The organism is Pseudomonas donghuensis (assembly GCF_000696345.2).
GTDB classification, from domain to species: domain Bacteria; phylum Pseudomonadota; class Gammaproteobacteria; order Pseudomonadales; family Pseudomonadaceae; genus Aquipseudomonas; species Aquipseudomonas donghuensis.
This window is the reverse complement of record NZ_CP071706.1, coordinates 1879423-1901230: the sequence shown is the minus strand read 5'-3', so window position 1 is coordinate 1901230 and position 21808 is coordinate 1879423. Positions and strand designations below refer to the sequence as shown.

Below are 21808 nucleotides of genomic sequence, written 5' to 3'. Positions count from 1 at the left end.
CGGATGTCGCTTTCATGACTCGCTTTTCCCCCTCCCTGCTGGCAGCCCTCGCGCTACTGGCGGCCAGCGTGCCCGCGCATGCCAGCGTTGTAATTACCGGTACCCGCATCATCTTTGCGGCTCAAGAGCGCGAAGCCACCGTCAACCTTGTCAACAATGGCAAAGACCCCAGCCTGGTCCAGGTCTGGGTAGACGATGGCGATACTCGTGCCGCGCCCGAGACCATCCAGGTGCCGTTTACCGTGACGCCAGTGCTGGCCCGTGTCGAACCTGCACAAGGGCAAAGTATTCGCCTGCTGCATACCGGCAGTCCAATGGCCAGTGATCGAGAGTCTCTGTTCTGGTTCAACATGCTTGAGGTCCCGCCAAAAACCAAGGACAGCAATGTCCTGCAACTGGCCTTCCGTACCCGTATCAAGCTGCTGTACCGCCCGCAGGGCCTGCCGGGCAAGGCCGAGGACGCACCGGCCATGGTGACCTGGCACCGAGCGCCTGGACAAGACGGCAAGCCTGAGACGCTGGTTGGCCGCAACCCGTCGGCCTACTACGTCAATCTCGGTGAAATAAAAATTGAATATAACGGCAAGTCGACTTCACTGGGCACGGGCTACATTGCGCCTTATTCGCTGGGACATTTCATATCCTCGTCACCTGTCAACCCGCGCTCAACGGTCAACTTCACCAGTATCAATGACTACGGCGCCGGGAATAACCATAACCAACTATTGAGCTCTAGGCCTGCCAGTACTCCACCCCCTTAGCCCACTCTCCCTCCTCGACACTCCGGGCGTTCTCGAAGTTTTCGTGCGTGCCCAAGTTTAATATTGGCACCCCTGAAAATGACTTTAATATCATTACACTTTCGCTCGCCCCGAAAAAAATCAGTCTCAACAATAAGCCGATTATCTGTTGGTCTGTCCGGTTTGTTGTCATGCCACGTTTCGGTCATGGCCGACACCGCCTTATCCGCGCAGGTTGAATTTGAACCGGCATTCCTGGGCAACGGCAGTAACCTGCCCGTGGACCTGTCGCGCTTCGAGCGGCGCAACGTCGCAAGCCCTGGAATCTACAATGTGGACGTTGTGGTCAACGACGAGTGGCACGGGCGCTTCAACCTCAGTTTCAAGGCCCGGCCTGGTAACGAAGAAGCCCTGGCCTGTTTCGACAATGCCCTGCTAGAGCGTCTCGGCCTGGATAGCAGCAAGTTTTACCCGCAAGCGCAACAGCAACTTTCTGCCGCCCAGGCCTGCATACCCATCGACGGAGCACTGGACGATGCCAGCAGCCGCCTGGACTTTGCCAACCAGCGCCTGTACTTGTCGGTGCCGCAAATCGCGGTCAAACGCAGCGCCCGCGAAACGGTTGACCCGTCACAATGGGACAGCGGCATAACAGCGGGTTTTCTCGACTACAACCTCAACACCTACAGCACCCAGCATCGCAGCCAGGGCAATTTTCGCCAGACCTACCTGGGGCTCGGTGCCGGGCTCAATATCGGGCCGTGGCGCCTGCGCCATGATGGTTCGCTGAACTGGAGCGACCAAGGCCAGCAGCGCTACCAGAGCATTGCCAGCTATGCCCAGCGTGATATCACCCCCTGGCGCTCGCAACTGACACTTGGTGAAAGCTACACCTCGGGCGGGCTGTTCGATTCATTGAGCTACACCGGCATACGCCTGGCCAGCGACGATCGCATGCTGCCCGCCTCGCTGCGCGGCTATGCACCAGTGGTGCGCGGTATCGCCAGCAGTAACGCACGAGTACTGATCCGCCAACGCGGTGTAACCCTGCACGAAACCACCGTGGCACCGGGCGCATTCGAAATCGATGACTTGTATGCAACCGGCTACGGCGGCGACCTGGAGGTCACAGTGACCGAGGCGGACGGCCGCGAACATAGTTTCTCCGTGCCTTACGCCGCCGTTCCGTTGTCCTTGCGCGCCGGCGCCAGCCGCTACAGTGCAACGCTGGGCACCTTGCGCAACCAGCAACTGAACAGCAACCCGGTGTTCGTCGAAGGCACCTGGCAATATGGCCTGAACAACCTGGTCAGCACCTACAGCGGTATGACCCTGGCATCCGGGTATGGCTCAGCCTTGCTCGGTGGTAGCCTGAACACTGAGCTGGGTGCGTTCGGCGCCGACCTTACCCAGGCCCGTACCCACCTGCCCGGGCTCGGCAGTCAGCAAGGCCAGAGCCTGCGCCTGAGCTACGCAAAGACCCTGAGCGAAACCGACACGCAGATCGCCCTGGCCACCTACCGCTACTCCACCCGCGGCTTCTATGGCCTGGAAGACGCCCAGCTCAGCCGCCAGTTCCTGCGCGATGCCGGCGATCAGCGCTACCAGCGCCATCGCAGCCGCACCACCCTGTCACTAGCCCAACCGTTGGCACTAAATTACGGCCAACTGCACCTGAGCGCCTCGGCGTCGAGCTACTGGGACCATGCCGGCAGTGATCTGAGCTACTCGATCGGCTATAGCAATCACTACAAGACCCTGGGCTACACCCTCAGCAGTACTCGGGAACGTGACCGCTTCGGGCGCGCCGGCAACACCCTCTATTTGAGCCTGTCCTTACCACTGGGCAGCGAGCGTGTGCGCAGCCTCAGCAGCAGTATTTCCAGGGACAGCAACGGCAACAGCCGGGCCCAGGCCACCCTTACGGGCGCCACCAGTGACGATCAGCACCTGAGCTACGGCATCACCGCCAGCCAGGACCGCCATCATGGCCAGAACAACCATACACTCAGCAGCAACCTACTCTACCGCGGCTCGGCCGCCGAGCTCAGCGGTTCACTCAGCCAGGGACGGCACACTTCGCAAGCCTCGCTTGGCCTGCGCGGCGCCATCGTCGCCCATGCTGACGGTTTAACCTTGTCGCAACCCTTGAGTGAAACCTTCGGCCTGATTCACGCCAAAGACGCCGATGGCGCACGAGTCACCTCCGGCACCGCGCTAAAAGTCGACAGCAGTGGCTATGCCGTAGTACCAAACCTTACGCCTTACCGGCGCAACACGGTTGCCATCGACCCCAAGGGGCTGTCGACCGACGTCGAGCTGCAATCGAGCAGCCAGCAGACCGTGCCACGGGCCGGCGCCATTCCACTGCTGGTATTCCAGACCCGCTCCGGGCGTTCGGCCGTTATTCACGCCCGCCAGGTCGATGGCCAGCCATTGCCGTTTGGCGCAGCGGTGCTGGATACCAACGGCAATGAATTGGGTGCCGTCGGACAAGGCAGCCAACTGTTCGCCCGCGGCCTTCAGGATGAAGGTGAAATCATCGTGCGCTGGGACAACGGCTCGACAGGCAATTGCCGGATTACCTATGCCCTGCCCGCCGCCGCGAAAAAAACTGCGGGCGCCGCGCCGCAAAACATTCAGTCCGTTTGCCTTGCAACGCCAGCCCACCCTTGAACCGTCGAGACCTGCCTATGCTTTGTTCTTTACCCGCGCGCATCGCCGGCGCGACAGGATTGCTGCTGCTGGCCCATAGCGGCATCAGTACCGCCAGTTGTGTACATATCGGCTCCAGCCCTTCCCAAGCCTACATCACCATAAACTCGCAGCTGACGGTGTCTGCAATAGATCCGGTAGGCAAGGTGATTTATGACAGCGGCACCCGATACGCGACACGCATGGCCTACCGCTGCTCTGCCGCCCATGGGCAGCGAGCCGGTTTTACCGAGGTTTTCACCCACATCGGCGAAGGCATTCATCGAACCAATCTGGAGGGTATCGGTATCAAGATCACGGGCTCCGAAGCCGGCGCCAGTCGTTTTTATAGCTGGCCGGTCCCCACTATCACGCATCCGGCCGGCACTACCGATGTCACCCCTTGGTACAGACTGCAATTGATCAAGACCGGACCGGTGAACAGCGGGGTCCTGTTTTTCCCGCAGACAATCATTAGCCACACCTTTGAGCCGCATACCCCGGCCAACACCGCCAGGCTGACGATGGTGCAAACCAGAGTCGAGGTTGTCTCAGCCGACCCCACCTGCGCCGTCGACCCGGGTTCGAAAACGATCCCCGTCAACCTGCTGGATCATCCATCAAGATTCTTTGACGCCGTGGGCAAGGTCACCGCACCCCAGCCGCTCGAGATCCGTCTCAACTGTGTCGGCGGCAGCAGTGGCAGCCGCCTCAACGTCAGCTATACCATCACCGACGCCAGCAACCCGGGCAACCAGTCCTCAACCATCAGCCTGGCCAGTCACGCTACTGCGCGTGGTATCGGTATTCGCCTGCTGCGTAACGACAACACCCCAATCGTGCTGGGCACCCGGCAACCAGGCGGTACCGTGGGTTCAGGCCCGGTGACGCACCGGATCCCCTTGCGCGCACAGTACGTACAGACCACCGCCCAGGTAACCCCCGGCTCTGCTCCAGGCCGGGCGACGTTCCTGATGAGTTACGACTGAGCACAAAAAAGCCAGGCAATAGCCTGGCTTTTTTAACCGTGCAACGACTTCAGAACGGCATCTTGAAACCTGGCGGCAACTGCATGCCGGCGGTCATGCCGCCCATTTTTTCCTGGCTGTTGGCTTCGACCTTGCGCACGGCGTCGTTGACGGCGGCGGCGATCAGGTCTTCAAGCACTTCCTTGTCTTCCTGCATCAGGCTGTCGTCCAGGCTGATGCGCTTGACGTCGTGACGACCGGTCATCACCACGCTGACCAGGCCGGCACCGGATTGGCCGGTCACTTCGGCGTTGGCCAGTTCTTCCTGCATCTTGGCCATTTTTTCCTGCATCTGCTGAGCCTGCTTCATCAGGCCGGCCATGCCACCTTTCATCATGGGGATCACCTCAAGTATTACGTTACGGGGTGCGGCGAGGGCCTGGCCCGGGCCGCTGGTGTTATTGCGTTACTCGCCCTGGGCAACCGGAGCGTCGACAGGTTCAATAGTATCGTGCCTGACCATGGCGCCGAACTGCTGGATCATCTGCTGGATCAGCGGATCATCCTGGATCGAGGCCTCTGCCTGGCCCTGGCGTTCGGCGCGCTTGCGGGCTGCGGCCTGGGCCGGGGTTTCCTGCTCAGGGCGAATCAGCTCGATGGTCAGTTTGAGCGTACGGCCCAGGTGCTGGTTCAACGCATCGTTCAGGCGCCGCTGTTGCGTGCTGTTGAACAGGGCGCTGTGGGCCGGGTCCAGGTGCAGCAGCCAATCGTCGCCTTCGGCACTGATCAGCGTACAGTTGGCGGCGATATTGCCGGTCATCCCGGAAATCGGCAACTGCGGGAACAATTCCAGCCATTTCAGCGCCAGGCCCGTGGCCGGCTGCGCGGCGGGCAATGGCTCGGCAGGCGGCGCATCAACTTCGTGAGCATGCTCGATGGCCAGCTCGTCCAGGTAACTGTAGCTGGCCGGGTCCATTTCCGGCTCGTAATAGTCTTCGTCCAGCGGCGGCTCGTCGTCGCGGTCCATGCCGGCCGGGCTGTAGCCGATGCCATCGTCGGGCGGCGGCACGTGCTGCGGCGCGACCTGCTGAGCCGGCGCAGGCGCGGGCGGCGGCTCTACGGCAACCGGCGCGGGCTCGACCTCAGGCTCAGAAGCGACGGGATCGTTCCAGGGCAGGTCGACAACCGGCTCAGGTAGCTGGGCCTCGACCGGCTCGGGTACAGGCTCTGGCTCTGGCTCCGCAACAGGCTCAGGCTCAGTAACCACGGGCGCAGCCGCCACGGCCGGCGCAGCCTGGGGGGCTGCTGCCACCGCGCTTGCAGAATCAGCTGTGGCCTGGCTGATCCCCACCGGCTTTAGCACCGGCTTCGGCGCATCGTCGGTATCGGCGGGACGGAACGCCAGCATGCGCAGCAGGACCATCTCGAAACCACCACGCGGATCCGGCGCCAACGGCAGATCGCGTCGACCGATCAGCCCCATCTGGTAATAGAACTGCACGTCTTCGGCCGGCAATGCCCGAGCCAGGGCCAGGACCCGGTCGCGATCGCCCTGGCCATTATCGACCGCCTCCGGCAACGCCTGGGCAATGGCCACGCGGTGCAGCACGTTGAGCATCTCGGCCAGCACGCCATTCCAGTCCGGCCCCTGTTCCGCCAGGTGCCGAACGGCTTCGAGCAAGGCCCGCGCGTCGCCTTCCAGCAAGGCCTGAAGCACGCCGTACACCTGACCGTGGTCGAGGGTGCCGAGCATTGCCCGCACATCGGCTGCCAGGACCTTGCCTTCGCCAAAGGCGATGGCCTGGTCGGTCAGGCTCATGGCGTCGCGCATCGAGCCGTCGGCCGCGCGGCCGAGCAGCCACAGGGCATCGTCTTCAAAGGGTACGTTTTCGGCGCCGAGCACATGGCTCAAGTGCTCGACCACCCGCTCGGGGGTCATGTTCTTCAGCGAGAACTGCAGGCAGCGCGACAGGATGGTCGCCGGCAGCTTCTGCGGGTCGGTGGTGGCAAGGATGAACTTGACGTAGGGTGGTGGCTCTTCCAGCGTTTTCAGCAAGGCGTTGAACGAGTGGCTGGAGAGCATGTGCACTTCGTCGATCAGGTAAACCTTGAAGCGTCCGCGGCTTGGCGCGTACTGCACATTGTCGAGCAGTTCGCGGGTGTCTTCGACCTTGGTGCGGCTGGCGGCGTCGATCTCGATCAGGTCGACAAAGCGCCCTTCGTCGATTTCCCGGCACACCGAACAGGTACCACAGGGCGTGGAGGTGATACCGGTTTCGCAGTTAAGGCACTTGGCGATGATCCGCGCGATGGTGGTCTTGCCCACGCCGCGGGTGCCGGTGAACAGGTAGGCATGGTGCAGGCGCTGGTTGTCCAGCGCATTGATCAAGGCCTTGAGCACATGGGTCTGGCCGACCATTTCGCGGAACGAGCGCGGACGCCATTTACGTGCAAGAACCTGATAACTCATCGAAAACCGTCGCGACTGCAAGCTGAAGACCGCTAATCGTAGCGGAGCGGGGGCAAAATTGCACCCCGCCGATCTCGGCTAAGCTGTCAGGCGGGCATCAGGGAGGATGCGGTGTGTGGAGAATACTGAGTGCGTTGCTGCTGGCAAGCACCGCCAGCCAGGCGGCCGACCCCGTACTGCGCTTTTCGGTGGCCGAAAGCTGGGCCATGCCACTGATACGCGTTGAACAGCAACAACCGGTCGAAGGTATTCTGCACGACCTGATGCTGGCCGTGGCCCGAGACGTCGGGCATCGCGCGCAGTTTCATGTATTACCGCGCCTGCGCTTGCAGCACGCCATGGAGAACGGCGATATCGATGTACGCTGCTATGTTGCCCAGTCCTGGCTCACTATCCCCGAGAATACCTACCTCTGGAGTTTGCCGCTGCTCCAGCAACGCGACTTGCTGGTCGGCCAGCCCGGCGAGATGCAGCCGCTGCTACCCAAGCAACTGGCACCGCAAGCCATTGGCACCGTGCTCGGCTACACCTACTCAACTATCGAGCCGCTGTTTGCCAGCGGCCAGTTGCAGCGTGAAGACAGCCGCAATCAATTGCTGGTACTGAACAAGCTGAACGCCAACCGCTACCGCTATGCAATCAGCAACCAGCTATCGCTGGACTGGTTCAACCGCGAGTTGCCTGCCGGGCAACGGCTGCGGCCTCTGGCCGTGGTCGAGGAGCAGAGCCTGGGGTGCGTTGTTCGCAATGCGCCGGACCTGCCGGTACAGGGTATTTTACGCGCGTTGCTGCACCTGAAGGCGTCCGGGGAACTCCAGCAGATCATCGAGCGTTACACTCAGCCAACCGTTGCAACGCCATAACCGCAAAAAACCGAGCGCGCGCCATCATTCGCTGGCCAATGGCAGCCAAGGGCATTCAAGGAGACGAGGGATGAGACAAGAGGTGATGCATGACGCACAAGGCGAGATAGGTGGCGACCCCACCAGCCACACCCCGGCACACAATGTCACCGCTGCGGCTGCTCCCTTCCAGGCCTGACCGGGTTCACGGCTGATCGTTGCGGGGGGACCGATGGGGTCACCATAACGCATGCTCATCTGGCGACGAGCCGCGCCATTGTACCGGCATCAGGCCAAGTTACAACCTTTAATTGCTAAAAACTCATCGTTACTCAATGACTTGGCGTTCCTGGCCAGCATCTGCCGGCGCTGTGCTCTCTTCGCGGGTCAGGGTTTGCACCAACGCATCGAAGGCGTTCTGCCGTGCTTCGCCGATCATCGCCGCCTGCTGCCAATAGTTGTCGTCCTCTTCGGCGGCCGCCTCCAGCGCTTGGCGATAAGGCCTCTGCATGGCGGTGAAGCGGTCCGGGTACTTGCGCCGCAGAAAGTCCTGCCAGAAATCCCGCGAACAGACGAACTTCTGCAAGGCCTCACCCTGCTCATCGGCCAACACCTGGAGCCGGGCTTGTTCCAACTGCTGCGGCCCTACCCCGGCCCAATCGTCATGGAGCATGGTGCGCGGCTGCCCCGGTAACGCCAATGCATCGGCCAGACCCAGGCGATAAGCCAGGCGCACTTCGATCTGATCCCGTGCCCGATCCACCAGCAAAGGCCTGGCGGCCAGCTCCTGGTCGGCGAAACTGTCCAACTGCTCCAGGCGAAACAATCCGCGGGCCAGTTTGAGTAATGGAGCGCTGTCGTTGGCATCGAGCGCCAGGGCGCCAACCTGATGCGCCAACATGCGGACCTCCATGGCACTGAAGTTGAGGGCCACGCTGTCGCCACAGGTAACATCACTGACCGCCAGATCGAATAACTCGCTACGCAAGCCTGCGCTTGCCCAGGCCGCATCGAACAAGGCCCAGACCCGACACTCGAGATCGCCCCGTTGCAAACGGTAATCAGCGGTCTCCCCGAGACGCGCCAGCAGATCGAAAAACGCCCCGGCGCCGCTTTCGTGCTCCACCAGGGCCCACTGCAGTTCACGCTGCGCTTTCAGGGGCGCCGACAACAGGTCCAGCCAGTAGTAGGAGGCATGCCAGGTGGCCTGCTGACGCGGGGCCAACCCGCCCAGGGTAACGTTGGTACGCTGGCGATACTCCAGCAACCCTTGACGGGCAGCGCTGTCGAACGGGTTGTCACCCAGCAGCACCCGCGGCGCCAGCCGTGAATCAATTGCCAACAGCTCGGCGGGGAGCGTCACGATCGCGTTGTTGCGCAAGTCGGCCAGCTCCAGAAAGGCTCTGCCCGCCAGGCCCTCGGGGCAGGTTTGCAGCCCACAGTTTTGCAGTTGCAAGCGCCGCAGGTAGGGCATCCGTTCCAAGTTCGGCGCGGTACTCAACGGGTTGTCGGCAAGCCTCAGCTCCTCCAGTTGGGTCAGGCCGGACAGCGCCTGCGCCTGCTCCGCCGTCAAGGACAATCGGTTGTGCGACAGGTTGAGATACTTGAGATCGGTGCAGGCGCTGATCTCGGCCGTAAGCCGCTGAAGGTCATTATGATCGAGGGAAAGCCGCTCCAGATCGGGGAATGCAGCGAGAAAACCCTGGGGGATTTCGCTCAACGCCATATCGGTCAAGGTCAGTTCGACCACCGCATCAAAGTTGCAGGCTTCAAGCTCCGGCAGCCGACCGATGCGCGCGCCATGCAAATCCAGGCGAAAGCCATAGGCCTTGCCCTGAGGGTCGTAGGCGCGCTCCGCCTGACGCCCCCAGGCCCGGCGCAACTGCCGGGAAACCCGGCGCCTGGCACTGGTCGACGCCTCGCCAATGGCCTCCCCTTCCCAGTAGCGCAGGTCACTTTCAAGTTGCCTGAGCTCGGCCTTGCGCTGCACCAGGTAGCTCGCCAGCGTGGTGCCGCGAGCCTCCAGATACGCCACCAGTTGATTGATTTCACCATCCGTCATGTTCGGATATAGAGCGCGCACCTGGCCCGACCTTGAAGGGTGAATGGCCCAAAGGCGCCCCCTGCCGCTCAACGGATAGCCGAGCCGCCCCGCATCCAGACGCTGCGGTGAACGCAACCAGGCTGTCTCGTTCTGCAAACCCAGCAGTTGCGCACACCGCCTGCGCTGCAGCAATGCCTCACTGGCCAGTTCTGTACCCAGTTCAGCGGGCTCGGCGAAAGACCCTTGCAACGACGCAGAAAGCCGCTGGAAAAGCGCCGCGATGACATCCGTGTGCGGGTCGATCTGCTCGACCAGCTCTTGCGCCGTGACGGCCAGGGACTCACCTGCTGGCCAGCCCGGCAACCGCGGCAGTAACCCCAGCGCCAGACGAGCGGTGTCGATGCCTGCCGATTGCCGGTGATAAAAGCCGATCAGCGCGCGATTGAGACGCAGTTCACGCAAGGTTCGCACAGCCTTCTCGGCGAGTGCCGGCGCCACACGCTGGCGGCGGTTCATGACCTGCAGTTCAACGTCGGTTGCCGATGCGGCAATTTGTTCGGCGGCACGCACCGATAATCCGGGAAAGTCCCGCAGCAACCATTGACCGTGCACGGAGACCGGTTGCGGCCAGGGCAATCTGGCCCCACCCATCCGCTCGAAGGCATCGACAATCACCGCTGGCAGCGGCTGCTGCTCGATCAACAGCTGGCGAACGGACGCAAGATCATAGCCACAGACTCCCAGCGCCTGGTGAATCTGCTCATCGGCCAGGCCTTCGGCGCATGCCCCGAGGCGGCGTCCAAGCACGTGCAATTGCTGCCATTGCCAGGGTGACTCACCCGCGTGCAGCCAGCCGCCATCGCCGTTATGCCTAAGTGCCGGCGCAAAGGTGTGGCGCTCGTCCACTGGCTGGATATGCCAGGCATCCCCCTGATTGACCACGGCAAAATCGTGCTTCTGCATGCGCAAGTACTGGCCGCCTGAGGCCATGAACAACCCTGGGTGCTCGCCTGGCCCCTCGGCCAGGCGCAGCCCCGCCTGGCGGTATGGTGCAAGGTCGGGGTGCCATAGGCGCTGTTGGTTGCCAACAAGGCGTATTGACTGCAAGGCTTGCATAAAGCCCGAAGCCTCTGCCAGCTCTTGCAATACACGACCGCCCGCCGCCAGCGCGACAGCCCCGGCCACCTGTTCCACAGCGCGCTGCAGATGCTCGAGCGCCTCGTCCCGGTGATCATTGTGCCAAGCCTGGAAGCCTTCAAAGACTTCAGCGGCCAGTTGCACGGCCGCCACCCCCAGCATGACCTCGCCAAGCACCGGAATGAGCAAGCCGGCAACGCCCAGCAAGTCGAGGCCAGCCGTTTCGTACCATTCCCAGTTGCGTTGACGCACCCGCGCATCGACCTGGGCCGTGGGAACCGCCAGCCTGGCTGCATCTTCACGCAAGGCGGCAACTTGTGCGCGAACCATGTCGCGAAACAGGTTGGCTGCCAGCGGGGTGCCCTGGTAGCTGATGCTCAGCTCGACACTGCCAGCGGGTTGTAGACTTGCCAACTGCGCCTGCAACCTGCCGCGATCCTGCACACTGGCAAAGCGCAGCAATGAATCTGCATAGCCCGGCAGCCCGAGGCGCTGCTGCCATTCATCCCGCAGTTCGGCGACACTGGCAAACTCCTTGAGGCTGCCCTGAGCGTCGCCGGGAATGTAGAGGAACAGGCTGGCGGCCTGTTCGAGGGAGTTGCACCGCTGCGGATGCTGGCCGATAACCAGCACCTCTCGCAGGGCCACGCCCATCAGGCTGGGAACAAAGGCGCGGATGTCGATGTTCTTCAAACGCAACGGCCCGGCCTGCGCCGTGAGGTTCTGCATCAGACGGAACCCCCATTCGGTCAGGTCACCTTGAAACCAGGCCAGGTAAGCCGTTACCCGTAAGTCAAAACGGCGCTGCTCTTCGAGCATCTCGTGCACCTCACGGGCCGCTGCCCCCTGGGTTTGGCCGGGACCGTCCATAGGGGTAAAGAGCGCTTCCAGGTGCGCCTGAAAACGCCCGCCCAGGTCCAGCTCACGGCAGCGCCGGGCAAAATCCGCAGCCTCTGCCCGGGCCCGCTTGCCAACGATCAGGTAACTTTCGCCCAGCGTATCAGCCAGGGTTTCCTCTGCTTCGAAGTTGTCCATTGCAGCCTGCAGCATACTGCGGCGGGTTTCCACGCGCTTGTAGCTGACTCTTTGCGGTGGAATCTGCAGCGAGGATTGAGCGACCCTGGTGACTCGGCAAAACTGATCACGCTGCGGGTCGAAATCCTGCCCGAAGACCGGCACCAGCGCTTTTTTCAGTTCTGCATGGACAAAGCCCGGCAGTGCCTGCAACGTGCTCAGTAACGACTGCACCCGGGCACGGTACAGGCGGCTCTGAGCCATGCTGTAGGCAAGTTCTGCAAGATGACTGGGCTGGGCCTGAAGTAGCCAGGCGGGCAAAGTACGCTGCAAGGCTTCATGGAAGCTCAGAGCGTCTGCGGGGTCGTGGGATTCAAGCATGGCGTCTTCTCTGTATGAACAGTGGGAAAGCGCCACGCTACCGGCCGCTCGGCGGCACCTGGCGGTAGATATCTACCCGTGCAGGCGACGCAGCCTTGCAACATCCCCCAGATTCCATCGCACCGCCTCTTCGCTCAGGCTGTGGATCAGTTCGGCGGTTTTTTCCTGGAACACTTTGTAGAGGCTCGAGTACCCGGCGTAGTACTCGGCATCGCTGATCGAGGCCCGACGCTCTTCCAACGCCTGCTCCTGTTGCTCCAGCGAGTTGCGCAGGGCAAGGAATGCCTGGGTGTCGCGCTGGCGCAACCAGTCGCACCAGAACCAGGTCCGGGAACAACATTGCCGATGGCTGCCCCGGCAGGTCCAGCACTTCGGCCAGCCTGACCCGATAACCCAGGCTGACTTCCACTTCCTCGACATCGCGCCAGCGCCCCTGGGTGCTTTCCCGCCGCAGCCTGATACCGTCCAGCACCACCTTGTCGAGCTTGTCCAGGCGGAACAGGCCCTGGCCCAGACGCAGCAGCCGGGCGGTAACCTGGGAGCTCTCGCTTACCGACAGGGCCTGAAAGACCTGGACCTGGATTTCCAGGTAGCTGAAGTTCAGCGCAATACTGTTGCCGCAGGTACGCGGATGGCCCGCCAGCCTGAACAACTTGGCACGCAACTGACTGTCGGCGCTGGCAGCATCGACCATGCGCCAGACCCTGTCGAACAACTCGGTGCGCACCGCATCGTACTCGGCGACGTGCCCAAGGGGTTGTTACTCAGGTCAAGCACCTCCAGCCCGCTGCGCGCCACTGGACTGCGGCGCAGCATCATCCTGCACCCATTGACTCAAAGACTTGCGCAAACTGGCCAGTTCCTCGGCTTTTTCCCTGAGCAGCCTGGGCACATCGACAGCATCCGTGAGCCGCGGAAACAACTGCTTGGCCTGGTCGCGATAGAACTGCCAATACTCGCCCGCCGCACCACGGCCACTCAAGGGATAGCCGATCCGCCCATCGGCCAGGCGTGCGGGTGGCCTGAACCGGTCCTCCAGCACTACCTGGCCACTCAGGCGCCGGGCGCGATTACGGTCGGTATCGCTACCCTCCTGCCCCTCGACGCTGAAATGCCCCTCGGCGCTTTTGACCAGGGTACGCACCTGGCCCCAGCGGTCTGTTCCGGCACTTGCCAGCAGCACGCCGGCAGACCAGCCCGGCAGATGTTCGAGCGGGTCATGTTGGGGCTTCACAAAAGACACGAGGCTATTGCATTGCCCGGCAGCAGTTGCACTACATAGCTATGCCACCGGCGCCAGTTGACAGTCGGCCATGCGCAGATGAATGAAGTGCAGCTTGGCCACCACCGCCGACGGCAGCACGAACGGATAGAAATCCACCTGGCCCATGCTGCGCGACAGCTCATTGAGCATCGCTGACAGCTCGACCCAGGCATTGATAAAAGCGAGAAAATCTTTTGCCCCGGGGTCATCCGGGCGATACAGGTCCTCACGGGTGAAGGGCGGGAAATCCAGCTCCAGGCTGCTGGCATTCATGCCCAAGGCCAGAGCGGTGTCGAGTGCATCGGTCATGTGCAGATAGTGCGCCCAGGTTTCGGCCCAGTCTTCCCAGGGGTGCATGGTGGCGTAGGCACTGACATGGGCGGCCGCCCAATCACTCGGCGCGCCCTGCTGATAGTGACGCTCCAGCGCCTGGCCGTAGCTTTCGCGCTCATCGCCGAACAGGTCGCGAAAGCCGTCGAGCCAATGGCTGCCAGCAATCAAACGGTCCCAATAGTAGTGGCCGACTTCGTGACGCAGGTGGCCCAGCAGGGTTCGATAAGGTTCGTGCAGTTGCACGCGTACCCGCTCGCGCCAGTCGTCATCGGCCTCGCGCACATCAAGGGTGATCAGGCCATTGGCATGACCGGTCACCGGGGCCTTGCCATCAAGGTCGACGCCGATGAAATCGAAGGCCAGGCCCGGGCCACCCTCCTCGCCTTTCGGCTCCACCGGCAAGCCCAGGTGCAACAGCTGCGCGGTCAGCCGGCGCTTGGCGGTTTCCAGCTTGCGCCAGCGTAGGTGGTTGTCGATGATGGAAAGGTCCGGAATGGTCCGGTTCAGGCGACAGGCCAGGCACAGGCTATCCGGCTCGTGGTCGGCCAGCAGCCAGTTGCAGGCGGCCGGGGTATCGAGGTTGGCGCAGCGCCGCAGCGGGCCGGCCTCAGGCTCACCATCGAGCAGCCAGAGCCCCTGTGCAGGCCCGGGCAAGAGACTCGCCACCCGGTTGCTCGGCGGCCAATAGCCCAGCGCCGACTGGCAGGCCAGGCACTGGCTGTTGCGAAAAAATACCGACTGCCCGCATTGGCACTGCCAGACCCGATCCGGACGCTGCGGCTGGCTGACGAAGCGCACGGCGATCCTGGCGCCCAGCTGTTCGAAAAAACGGTACATGGCGATCCCTCCCTGGCTGCCTGCCAAGACTAGACCATGGTTACCGTCGCCAGTGCCGTGTTTATACCGCGATGCCGTGACCGGCCAGGAAGCCGACGAAGGCATCTTCATCCAGCACCTTCAGGCCCAACTCGCTGGCCTTGGCCAGCTTGGAACCGGCGCCGGGGCCGGCGACCACGCAGTGGGTCTTGGCCGAGACGGAACCGGCGACCTTGGCCCCGAGGCTTTCCAGCTTGTCCTTGGCCACATCGCGGCTCATGCGTTCCAGCGAGCCGGTCAGCACCCAGGTCTGGCCGGCCAGGGGCAAGCCTTCGGCGACTTTCTTCTCGCTCGACCAGTGCATACCGAAGTCGCGCAGCTGCGCTTCGATGGCCAGGGCCAGGGCGGCGTTTTCCGCGACCTGGAAGAAGGCCCGTACCGCTTCGGCCGGCTTGGCCGCCAAGGCCTGGCGCAGGTCGATGCCGTCAGCGGCGATGATCTTCTCCAGGCTGTCGAGCTTGGCCACCAGTTTTTCCGCGCCGGTGGGCCCGACCGACGGAATATCCAGCTTGGCAATCAACCCGGCCAGGGTAGTGCTGGCGGCGAACTCGGCGCCCAGCTCCCCTTCGTCCTGCAACTGCAAGCCGCGTTCGAGCAACTGCGCGATCACTGTGCGGTTGTGCTCGTCTTCGAAGAAGCTGTGGATCTCGTGGGCGACCTCCAGGCCGATGTCCGGCAGGTAAGTCAGCACCTGCGGCAACGCCGCCATGACCCGCTGCAACGAACCCAGGGAGCGAGCCAGTACCTTGGCCGTCTCCTCGCCCACATCCGGAATGCCGAGGGCGTAGATGAAGCGCGCCAGGCCCGGTTTTTTGCTGGCTTCGATGGCCGCCAACAGGTTCTTGCTCGACAGCTCGGCAAAGCCTTCAAGGTCGACGATCTGCTCAAAGGTCAGCTGGTACAGATCAGCTGGCGAACGGATCAAGCCTTCGTCCACCAGTTGCTCGACGCTCTTCTCGCCCAGGCCTTCGATATCCATGGCGCGGCGCGATACATAGTGAATGATCGCCTGCTTGAGCTGGGCGGCGCAGGCCAGACGGCCGACGCAGCGGTACACAGCGCCTTCGCTGACGGTCTCCTTGCCCTTGCTGCGCTTGACCAGCTGGGTGCGCTCGACCTGCGAGCCGCACACCGGGCATTCGGTGGGGATGTGCACGGGGCGGGCACCTTCCGGGCGACGCTCGGTGACCACCTGCATGACTTGCGGGATGACGTCACCGGCGCGGCGAATGATCACCGTGTCGCCGATCATCAGGCCCAGGCGGGCGACTTCGTCCATGTTGTGCAGGGTGGCATTGGACACCGTCACACCCGCCACCTTGACCGGCTTGAGCCGGGCCACGGGGGTTACCGCGCCGGTGCGGCCGACCTGGAACTCGACGTCCAGCACTTCGGTCAGCTCCTCCATGGCCGGGAACTTGTGGGCAATCGCCCAGCGCGGTTCACGGGCGCGGAAGCCCAACTCGCGCTGGGAAGCCAGGCTGTTGACCTTGAACACTACGCCGTCGATCTCGTAAGGCAGCTCGTTGCGCCGCGCGCCGATGTCGCGGTAGTACTCCAGGCACTCGGCCACGCCAGCGGCATGGCGCAGCTCGCGGCTGATCGGCATGCCCCAGGCCTTGAGCTGCTCCAGGGTGCCGATGTGGGTGTCGGCAACCGGCGCCGATACCTGGCCGACGCCATAGCAGCAGAATTCCAGCGGGCGGCTGGCGGTGATCTTCGAGTCAAGCTGGCGCAGGCTGCCGGCGGCGGCATTGCGCGGGTTGGCGAAGGTCTTGCCGCCCGCGTCGATCTGCGCCTGGTTCAGGCGCTCGAACCCGGCCTTGGACATGTACACTTCACCACGCACTTCCAGCACTGCCGGCCAGCCTTCGCCCTGCAGCTTGAGCGGGATGTTGCGCACAGTGCGCACATTGACGCTGATGTCTTCCCCCGTGGTGCCGTCGCCACGGGTTGCGCCCTGCACCAGTTGCCCATCACGGTACAGCAGGCTGACCGCCAGGCCGTCGAGCTTGGGCTCGCAACTGTAGTCGACTGCGGCGCCGTCACCCAGCAGGTCGCCAGCCGGCAGGTCCAGACCTTCAACCACACGACGGTCAAACTCGCGCAAGTCATTTTCTTCAAAGGCATTGCCCAGGCTGAGCATCGGCACTTCGTGGCGCACCTGGCTGAATGCCGACAACGCCGAGCCGCCAACACGCTGGGTCGGCGAGTCAGCGGTCACCAGCCCTGGATGTTCGGCTTCCAGGGCTTTGAGTTCATTGAACAGGCGATCGTACTCAGCGTCGGGCACACTCGGCTCATCGAGCACGTAGTAGCGGTAGTTGTGCTGGTCGAGCTCGGCGCGCAGTTCAAGGATTCGGGATTCGGCGGTCATGGTGTGTCGTCTCTTGCAAAGCAAAAGAGCAGCCTTGGCTGCTCTTTGGGGCATGTCTCTACATATCGGTTGAGGCTTCATCGCCGGCAAGGCCGGCGATGCCGTTAGCGCTTCTGGGTCAGCGCCCGGCGCTCGAACTCGACAATGCGCTGGCGGTAGTGCTCGATGGTCTGCGCGGTCATCACGCTGCGCTGGTCATCCTTGAGCTCACCGTTGAGTTCGTGGGCCAGCTTGCGTGCCGCCGCCACCATCACGTCGAAGGCCTGCTTCGGATGACGCGGGCCCGGCAGGCCGAGGAAGAAGCTCACCGCACGGGTGCTGAAGTGGTCGATGTCATCGAGGTCGAACACGCCCGGCTTGACCGCGTTGGCCATCGAGAACAGCACTTCACCATTACCGGCCATGCTTTCGTGCCGGTGGAAGATGTCCATTTCACCGAAACGCAGGCCGCTTTCCAGAATGTTCTGCAGCAACGCCGGGCCCTTGAAGCCGCCTTCGTCGCGGGAAATCACGCTGATCACCAGCACTTCTTCAACCGGCGGCAGGTCCTTGCCTTCGCTGGAACCGTAGCCAGTGGTTTTCGGGCTTTCGTCGGGGAAGTCATCGTCAGCATTGCCGAACAGGTCCGGCTCACGCGGTTCGGCGGCCAGGTTCAGGTCACCCTGTTGTGGCTCGTTGCCGCGCTTGTTGCGCTTGCCCTTGCCGACCTTGGGTTCACGCTCACGCCCCGCACTCATCGACGGCAAATCGTGTTCGTCCAGCGCTGGCTCTTTGTGGGTGTCGAGCACGCGCGGCTCACCGATCACTTCGGTGCCACCGCTGCTGTCATCGTCCGGCAGGTTGGAAAAGCTGCGGTCCAGACGGAATTTCAACTTGCCCTTGCCGCCGCGCATGCGGCGCCAGCCGTCGAAAAGAATACCGGCAATGACAATAATGCCGATGACGATCAGCCACTCGCGCAGACCGATTTCCATGTAATCCCGTGCCTCTGTAAAAAATGCTGAAAAATAAAGGGTTTAAACCCCTTTAAAACGTGGCGCCAACTCTATGTTCTGACAGGCGTTTTACCCACGCAAAAAAATAAGTGACATTAAGCTAGCACGACCAAAGATAACTTTACACCGTCTGTCGCAACTGACAGGGCCATTTACCGCTGGTTCACACCTTATTGCTTCAAATCAGGCGTCGACCATGGCCATCGCCTCCTCCACATCCACCGCCACCAGCCGTGAACAACCCGGTTCATGCATGGTAACCCCCATCAGTTGATCGGCCATTTCCATGGCGATCTTGTTGTGGGTGATATAGATGAACTGCACTGTCTGGCTCATCTCTTTCACCAGCCGGGCGTAACGCCCGACGTTGGCATCGTCCAGCGGCGCATCGACTTCGTCGAGCATGCAGAACGGTGCCGGGTTCAACTTGAAAATGGCAAACACCAGGGCCAGGGCGGTCAACGCTTTCTCACCGCCCGAGAGCAGGTGGATGGTGCTGTTCTTCTTGCCCGGTGGCCGCGCCATGATCGTCACCCCTGTATCGAGTAGATCTTCGCCCGTCAGTTCCAGGTAAGCGCTGCCACCACCGAAAACTTTTGGGAAAAGTGCCTGTAATCCGGCATTTATCTGATCAAAGGTATCCTTGAAGCGGTTGCGGGTTTCCTTGTCGATCTTGCGAATGACGTTTTCGAGGGTGTCCAGGGCTTCGACCAGATCGGCGTCCTGGGCATCCAGGTAGCGCTTGCGCTCGGACTGCTGCTGGTACTCGTCGATCGCCGCCAGGTTGATCGCGCCCAGGCGCTGGATGCGCGCATCGATGCGCTCGAGCTCTTGCTCGGCTTCCTGCTCGCTGGCCTGCTCGCCCAGGGTTGCCAGTACCCCGTCGAGGTCGTAGCCGTCGGCGAGCAGTTGCTCCTGCAAGGTCTTGCGCCGCACACTCAGCCCTTGCCATTCCAGCCGGTGCTGCTCGAGCTGGCCACGCAGCAGTTGCGACTGCTGCTCGGCCTGGGTGCGGCGCTTCTCGGCATCACGCAGCTCACGGTCGGCTTCGTCCATGTGCAGCCGCGCCTGACGCATTTCGTCATCGACGCTCATGCGTTTTTCTAGCAGTTCTTCAAGCTTGAGGCGCAGCTCTTCCAGCGGCGCCTCGCCCTCCTCCAGGTTCAGGGTCAGCTGTTCGCGCTTCTCGCTCAGGCGCTCGGACTGCAGTTCCAGACGTTCCAGGGCCTGGCGGGTGGAATCGTGCTGGGCGCGCAATGACCCCAGGCGCACCGCTAATTGATGGGCATGATCCTTGTGCTGACGGGCTTCCTGACGCACCCGATCGAGACGTTCGCGCAAGCTGTCGCGCTGAGCCAGCAGCAGCTCGCGCTGCTCGGTGTCCTGAGCCATCAGGTCGAGGGCTTCCTGCAGTTGCAGCCGTGACTCACCGAGGTTTTCGTGCTCGATGCTGCGTTGTTCGAGCAGCTCGGCCAGCTCTTCTTCAAGGCGCCGGCGGCGCAGGCTCAACTGTTCGGCGCGGGCCTTGCCGGCCGAGAGCCGGGCGTTGAGCTCGCTTTGTTGGCGCGCTTCGTCCTGTGCGCGGCGGCGCAGTTGCTCGCGGCGCTCTTCAAGTTGTTGCTGCTGCTCGCGCTGCTCCTGCAGCCTGGCCTCCAGCAGTTCCAGCGTCGCTTCGTGCTCTTGCAGCTCTTGGCCCAGGCGCTCCAGCTCCTGACCTCGGGCCAGCACCCCGCCCTGGGCATCGCTGGCGCGGCTGACACGCAAAAAGTGCCGGCCCACCCAGTAACCGTCCCGGCTGATCAGGCTTTGCCCCTCGGCCAACTGAGTGCGCAGGGCCAAGGCCTGTTCGAGGCGCTCTACCGGTTTGACCTGGCCGAGCCAGGGCGCCAGATCGATGCGCCCTTCGACCTTGTCGAGCAGGCTGCCGGGCATGCGCACGCCTTGGCCGCGGCTGTCGAGCAGGCGCAGCTCGCCTTGATCAAAGGCGCTCAGGTCCAGCCCATTGAAGTCGTCAACCAGCACCGCCTGCAGATCGGCGCCCAGCACGGTTTCCACCGCCAGCTCCCAACCCGGCTCAACGCGCAAGCCTTCGGCCAGGCGCGGACGTTGCTCCAGGCCCTGCTCGCGCAGCCATTGTGCGGTGCCGGTGCCAGGATCGAGCGCTGCTTGCTGCAGGGCTTCCAGTGACGCCAGGCGACCGCCCAGGCGCTGCAATTCGCCCTGGGCTTGCTGCTGGGCCTGTACCGCCTGCTGCAGCTGTTCGCGCAGCGCTTCGAGCTGCTCGACCACCTGCAGCTCTTCTATCTGCAGTTCTTCAAGCAGCAGTTCGCTGGTCGCGACCTGCTCGCCCAGTTCGAGGATCGCGGCGTCTTCCGGGTCGGCACTGAGCTGATCGCGCTCTTCGCCGAGCTTGCGCTGGCGCTCGGCCAGGCGCTCGAGGCTGGTTTCCAGCTGCTGGATACGCGCCTGCTGCACCTCGGCCTGGCGCCGCGGCTCGGCCGAGCGGGTGTTGAAACTGTCCCACTGCTCCTGCCAGCCGTGCATGGTGGTTTCGGCGTCTTCCAGGGTGGCGGCGGCCTCTTCGGCAGCGGCCAGGGTCAGCTCCTGCTCGGGCTCGAGCATCTGCAGCTCTTCGCCCAGGGTGGCGAGCATCGTGCGGTCATGGCCCAGGTGCGACTCGGTTTCCAGGCGCGAGCGTTCGGCCTCCTTGAGGTCATCCTGCAACTGGCGCAGACGCTGCTGGCCGTGCTGAATGCTCTGCTCAACCCGGGCAATATCGCCGCCGACCGAATAGAAACGCCCCTGCACCAGGTTGAAGCGCTCGGACAGCTCATGGTGGCCATCACGCAGGCGCTCAATGCTGGCATCGGCATTGCGCTGTTCGGCCACCAGGGCCTCGAAGGCCACTTCCTGGTCGCCGATCACCGCTTCGCGCTGGCCCACCTGATCGTTCAGGGCCTGCCAGCGCAGGGCCGCCAATTGTGCCTTGAGCTGACGCTCCTCGGCCTTGTATTCCTTGTATTTCTCGGCCGCCTGGGCCTGACGATGCAGGCGTTCGAGCTGGCGCTCGAGCTCTTCGCGCAGGTCGGTCAGGCGTTCGAGGTTCTCGTGGGTGCGGCGGATACGGTTCTCGGTCTCGCGCCGGCGTTCCTTGTACTTGGAAATGCCCGCCGCTTCTTCGATGAAGTTGCGCAGGTCCTCGGGCTTGGCCTCGATCAGCTTGGAGATCATCCCCTGCTCGATGATCGAGTAGCTGCGCGGGCCCAGGCCGGTACCGAGGAAGATATCGGTAATGTCACGGCGCCGGCATTTGGCGCCATTGAGGTAATAGGTATTCTGCCCGTCGCGGGTCACCTTGCGGCGGATGGAGATTTCCGCATAGGCCGCGTACTCGCCCACCAGGGTGCTGTCGGAGTTATCGAACACCAGCTCGATGCTGGCCTGGCTCACCGGCTTGCGGCTGGTCGAACCGTTGAAGATGACGTCGGTCATCGACTCGCCACGCAGGTTTTTGGCCGAGCTTTCGCCCATCACCCAGCGCACCGCATCGATGATGTTGGACTTGCCGCAGCCGTTGGGCCCGACCACGGCGGCCATGTTGCTGGGGAAGTTGACCGTGGTGGGGTCGACGAACGACTTGAACCCGGCCAGGCGAATGCACTTGAGGCGCATG

At 62.9% G+C, this 21808-nt stretch carries 13 protein-coding genes, 1 other RNA gene and 1 pseudogene; 4 read left to right on the top strand and 11 right to left on the bottom strand.

Translation table 11 applies throughout. From position 1 onward, the window contains the following. Positions 1-14 precede the first annotated feature (14 nt). The 3 genes from BV82_RS08720 to BV82_RS08710 all read left to right on the top strand — a co-directional run bounded on the left by BV82_RS08720 (position 15) and on the right by BV82_RS08710 (position 4423). Positions 15-761: a fimbria/pilus periplasmic chaperone gene (locus BV82_RS08720; RefSeq protein ID WP_036994379.1), complete on the top strand. Its 747-nt coding sequence runs from the start codon at positions 15-17 to the stop codon at positions 759-761. Between the two features lie 186 nt (positions 762-947). After that, positions 948-3416: a fimbria/pilus outer membrane usher protein gene (locus BV82_RS08715; RefSeq protein ID WP_036994376.1), complete on the top strand. Its 2469-nt coding sequence runs from the start codon at positions 948-950 to the stop codon at positions 3414-3416. Positions 3417-3433: 17 nt separating this feature from the next. Further along, positions 3434-4423: a fimbrial protein gene (locus tag BV82_RS08710; protein WP_081839626.1), complete on the top strand. Its 990-nt coding sequence runs from the start codon at positions 3434-3436 to the stop codon at positions 4421-4423. Between the two features lie 49 nt (positions 4424-4472). Here BV82_RS08710 and BV82_RS08705 read toward each other — a convergent pair whose 3' ends face one another. Together BV82_RS08705 and dnaX are read right to left on the bottom strand one after the other, a co-directional pair. Further along, positions 4473-4799, bottom strand: coding sequence for a YbaB/EbfC family nucleoid-associated protein (locus BV82_RS08705; RefSeq protein ID WP_010226011.1), 327 nt, complete (start codon positions 4797-4799; stop codon positions 4473-4475). Between the two features lie 69 nt (positions 4800-4868). Continuing rightward, positions 4869-6872 carry a DNA polymerase III subunit gamma/tau gene (gene dnaX / locus BV82_RS08700; RefSeq protein ID WP_010226012.1) on the bottom strand — a complete coding sequence of 668 codons (2004 nt, stop codon included), beginning with the start codon at positions 6870-6872 and terminating at the stop codon, positions 4869-4871. Positions 6873-6985: 113 nt separating this feature from the next. On the opposite strand from dnaX, the gene BV82_RS08695 reads away from it, so the two are divergent. After that, positions 6986-7735: a substrate-binding periplasmic protein gene (locus tag BV82_RS08695; RefSeq protein ID WP_036994374.1), complete on the top strand. Its 750-nt coding sequence runs from the start codon at positions 6986-6988 to the stop codon at positions 7733-7735. A 117-nt stretch (positions 7736-7852) separates the two neighbouring features. Here the strand turns inward: BV82_RS08695 and ffs are convergent. From ffs to smc, 9 genes and pseudogenes are all read right to left on the bottom strand, one after another. Beyond that, positions 7853-7949: signal recognition particle sRNA small type (gene ffs, locus BV82_RS08690), an RNA gene on the bottom strand. 93 nt (positions 7950-8042) lie between these two features. Beyond that, positions 8043-12290 (bottom strand): NEL-type E3 ubiquitin ligase domain-containing protein, encoded by a 4248-nt coding sequence (locus BV82_RS08685; protein ID WP_036994373.1) that lies wholly within the window; start codon positions 12288-12290, stop codon positions 8043-8045. A gap of 72 nt (positions 12291-12362) precedes the next feature. Beyond that, the gene (locus BV82_RS26315; RefSeq protein ID WP_036994372.1) at positions 12363-12596 is read right to left on the bottom strand and encodes a hypothetical protein; all 234 of its coding nucleotides are present in this window, start codon (positions 12594-12596) and stop codon (positions 12363-12365) included. A 22-nt stretch (positions 12597-12618) separates the two neighbouring features. Continuing rightward, positions 12619-13032: pseudogene (locus tag BV82_RS26690) on the bottom strand (NEL-type E3 ubiquitin ligase domain-containing protein); the annotation flags it as partial. A gap of 27 nt (positions 13033-13059) precedes the next feature. Further along, entirely contained in the window at positions 13060-13524 is a 465-nt protein-coding gene (locus BV82_RS08675) for a hypothetical protein (RefSeq protein WP_145997587.1), read from the bottom strand. Positions 13525-13572: 48 nt separating this feature from the next. Then, entirely contained in the window at positions 13573-14724 is a 1152-nt protein-coding gene (locus tag BV82_RS08670; protein ID WP_036994370.1) for a zinc-binding metallopeptidase family protein, read from the bottom strand. Between the two features lie 61 nt (positions 14725-14785). Then, a complete protein-coding gene (gene ligA / locus BV82_RS08665) occupies positions 14786-17140 on the bottom strand; it encodes an NAD-dependent DNA ligase LigA (protein WP_036994369.1) in 2355 nt (784 codons plus the stop codon). 104 nt (positions 17141-17244) lie between these two features. Continuing rightward, positions 17245-18114 (bottom strand): cell division protein ZipA, encoded by an 870-nt coding sequence (gene zipA, locus BV82_RS08660; RefSeq protein ID WP_010226021.1) that lies wholly within the window; start codon positions 18112-18114, stop codon positions 17245-17247. A gap of 204 nt (positions 18115-18318) precedes the next feature. After that, positions 18319-21807: a chromosome segregation protein SMC gene (gene smc, locus BV82_RS08655; RefSeq protein WP_036994368.1), complete on the bottom strand. Its 3489-nt coding sequence runs from the start codon at positions 21805-21807 to the stop codon at positions 18319-18321. Position 21808: the final 1 nt, after the last annotated feature.

Excerpts from the sequence above, each read along its gene's own strand:
- dnaX (WP_010226012.1), bottom strand. The coding sequence starts at position 6,872 with ATGAGTTATCAGGTTCTTGCACGTAAATGGCGTCCGCGCTCGTTCCGC.
- smc (WP_036994368.1), bottom strand. The coding sequence starts at position 21,807 with ATGCGCCTCAAGTGCATTCGCCTGGCCGGGTTCAAGTCGTTCGTCGAC.
- BV82_RS08715 (WP_036994376.1), top strand. The coding sequence starts at position 948 with ATGGCCGACACCGCCTTATCCGCGCAGGTTGAATTTGAACCGGCATTC.
- BV82_RS08685 (WP_036994373.1), bottom strand. The coding sequence starts at position 12,290 with ATGCTTGAATCCCACGACCCCGCAGACGCTCTGAGCTTCCATGAAGCC.
- BV82_RS08710 (WP_081839626.1), top strand. The coding sequence starts at position 3,434 with ATGCTTTGTTCTTTACCCGCGCGCATCGCCGGCGCGACAGGATTGCTG.
- ligA (WP_036994369.1), bottom strand. The coding sequence starts at position 17,140 with ATGACCGCCGAATCCCGAATCCTTGAACTGCGCGCCGAGCTCGACCAG.
- BV82_RS08720 (WP_036994379.1), top strand. The coding sequence starts at position 15 with ATGACTCGCTTTTCCCCCTCCCTGCTGGCAGCCCTCGCGCTACTGGCG.
- zipA (WP_010226021.1), bottom strand. The coding sequence starts at position 18,114 with ATGGAAATCGGTCTGCGCGAGTGGCTGATCGTCATCGGCATTATTGTC.
- BV82_RS08670 (WP_036994370.1), bottom strand. The coding sequence starts at position 14,724 with ATGTACCGTTTTTTCGAACAGCTGGGCGCCAGGATCGCCGTGCGCTTC.
- BV82_RS08705 (WP_010226011.1), bottom strand. The coding sequence starts at position 4,799 with ATGATGAAAGGTGGCATGGCCGGCCTGATGAAGCAGGCTCAGCAGATG.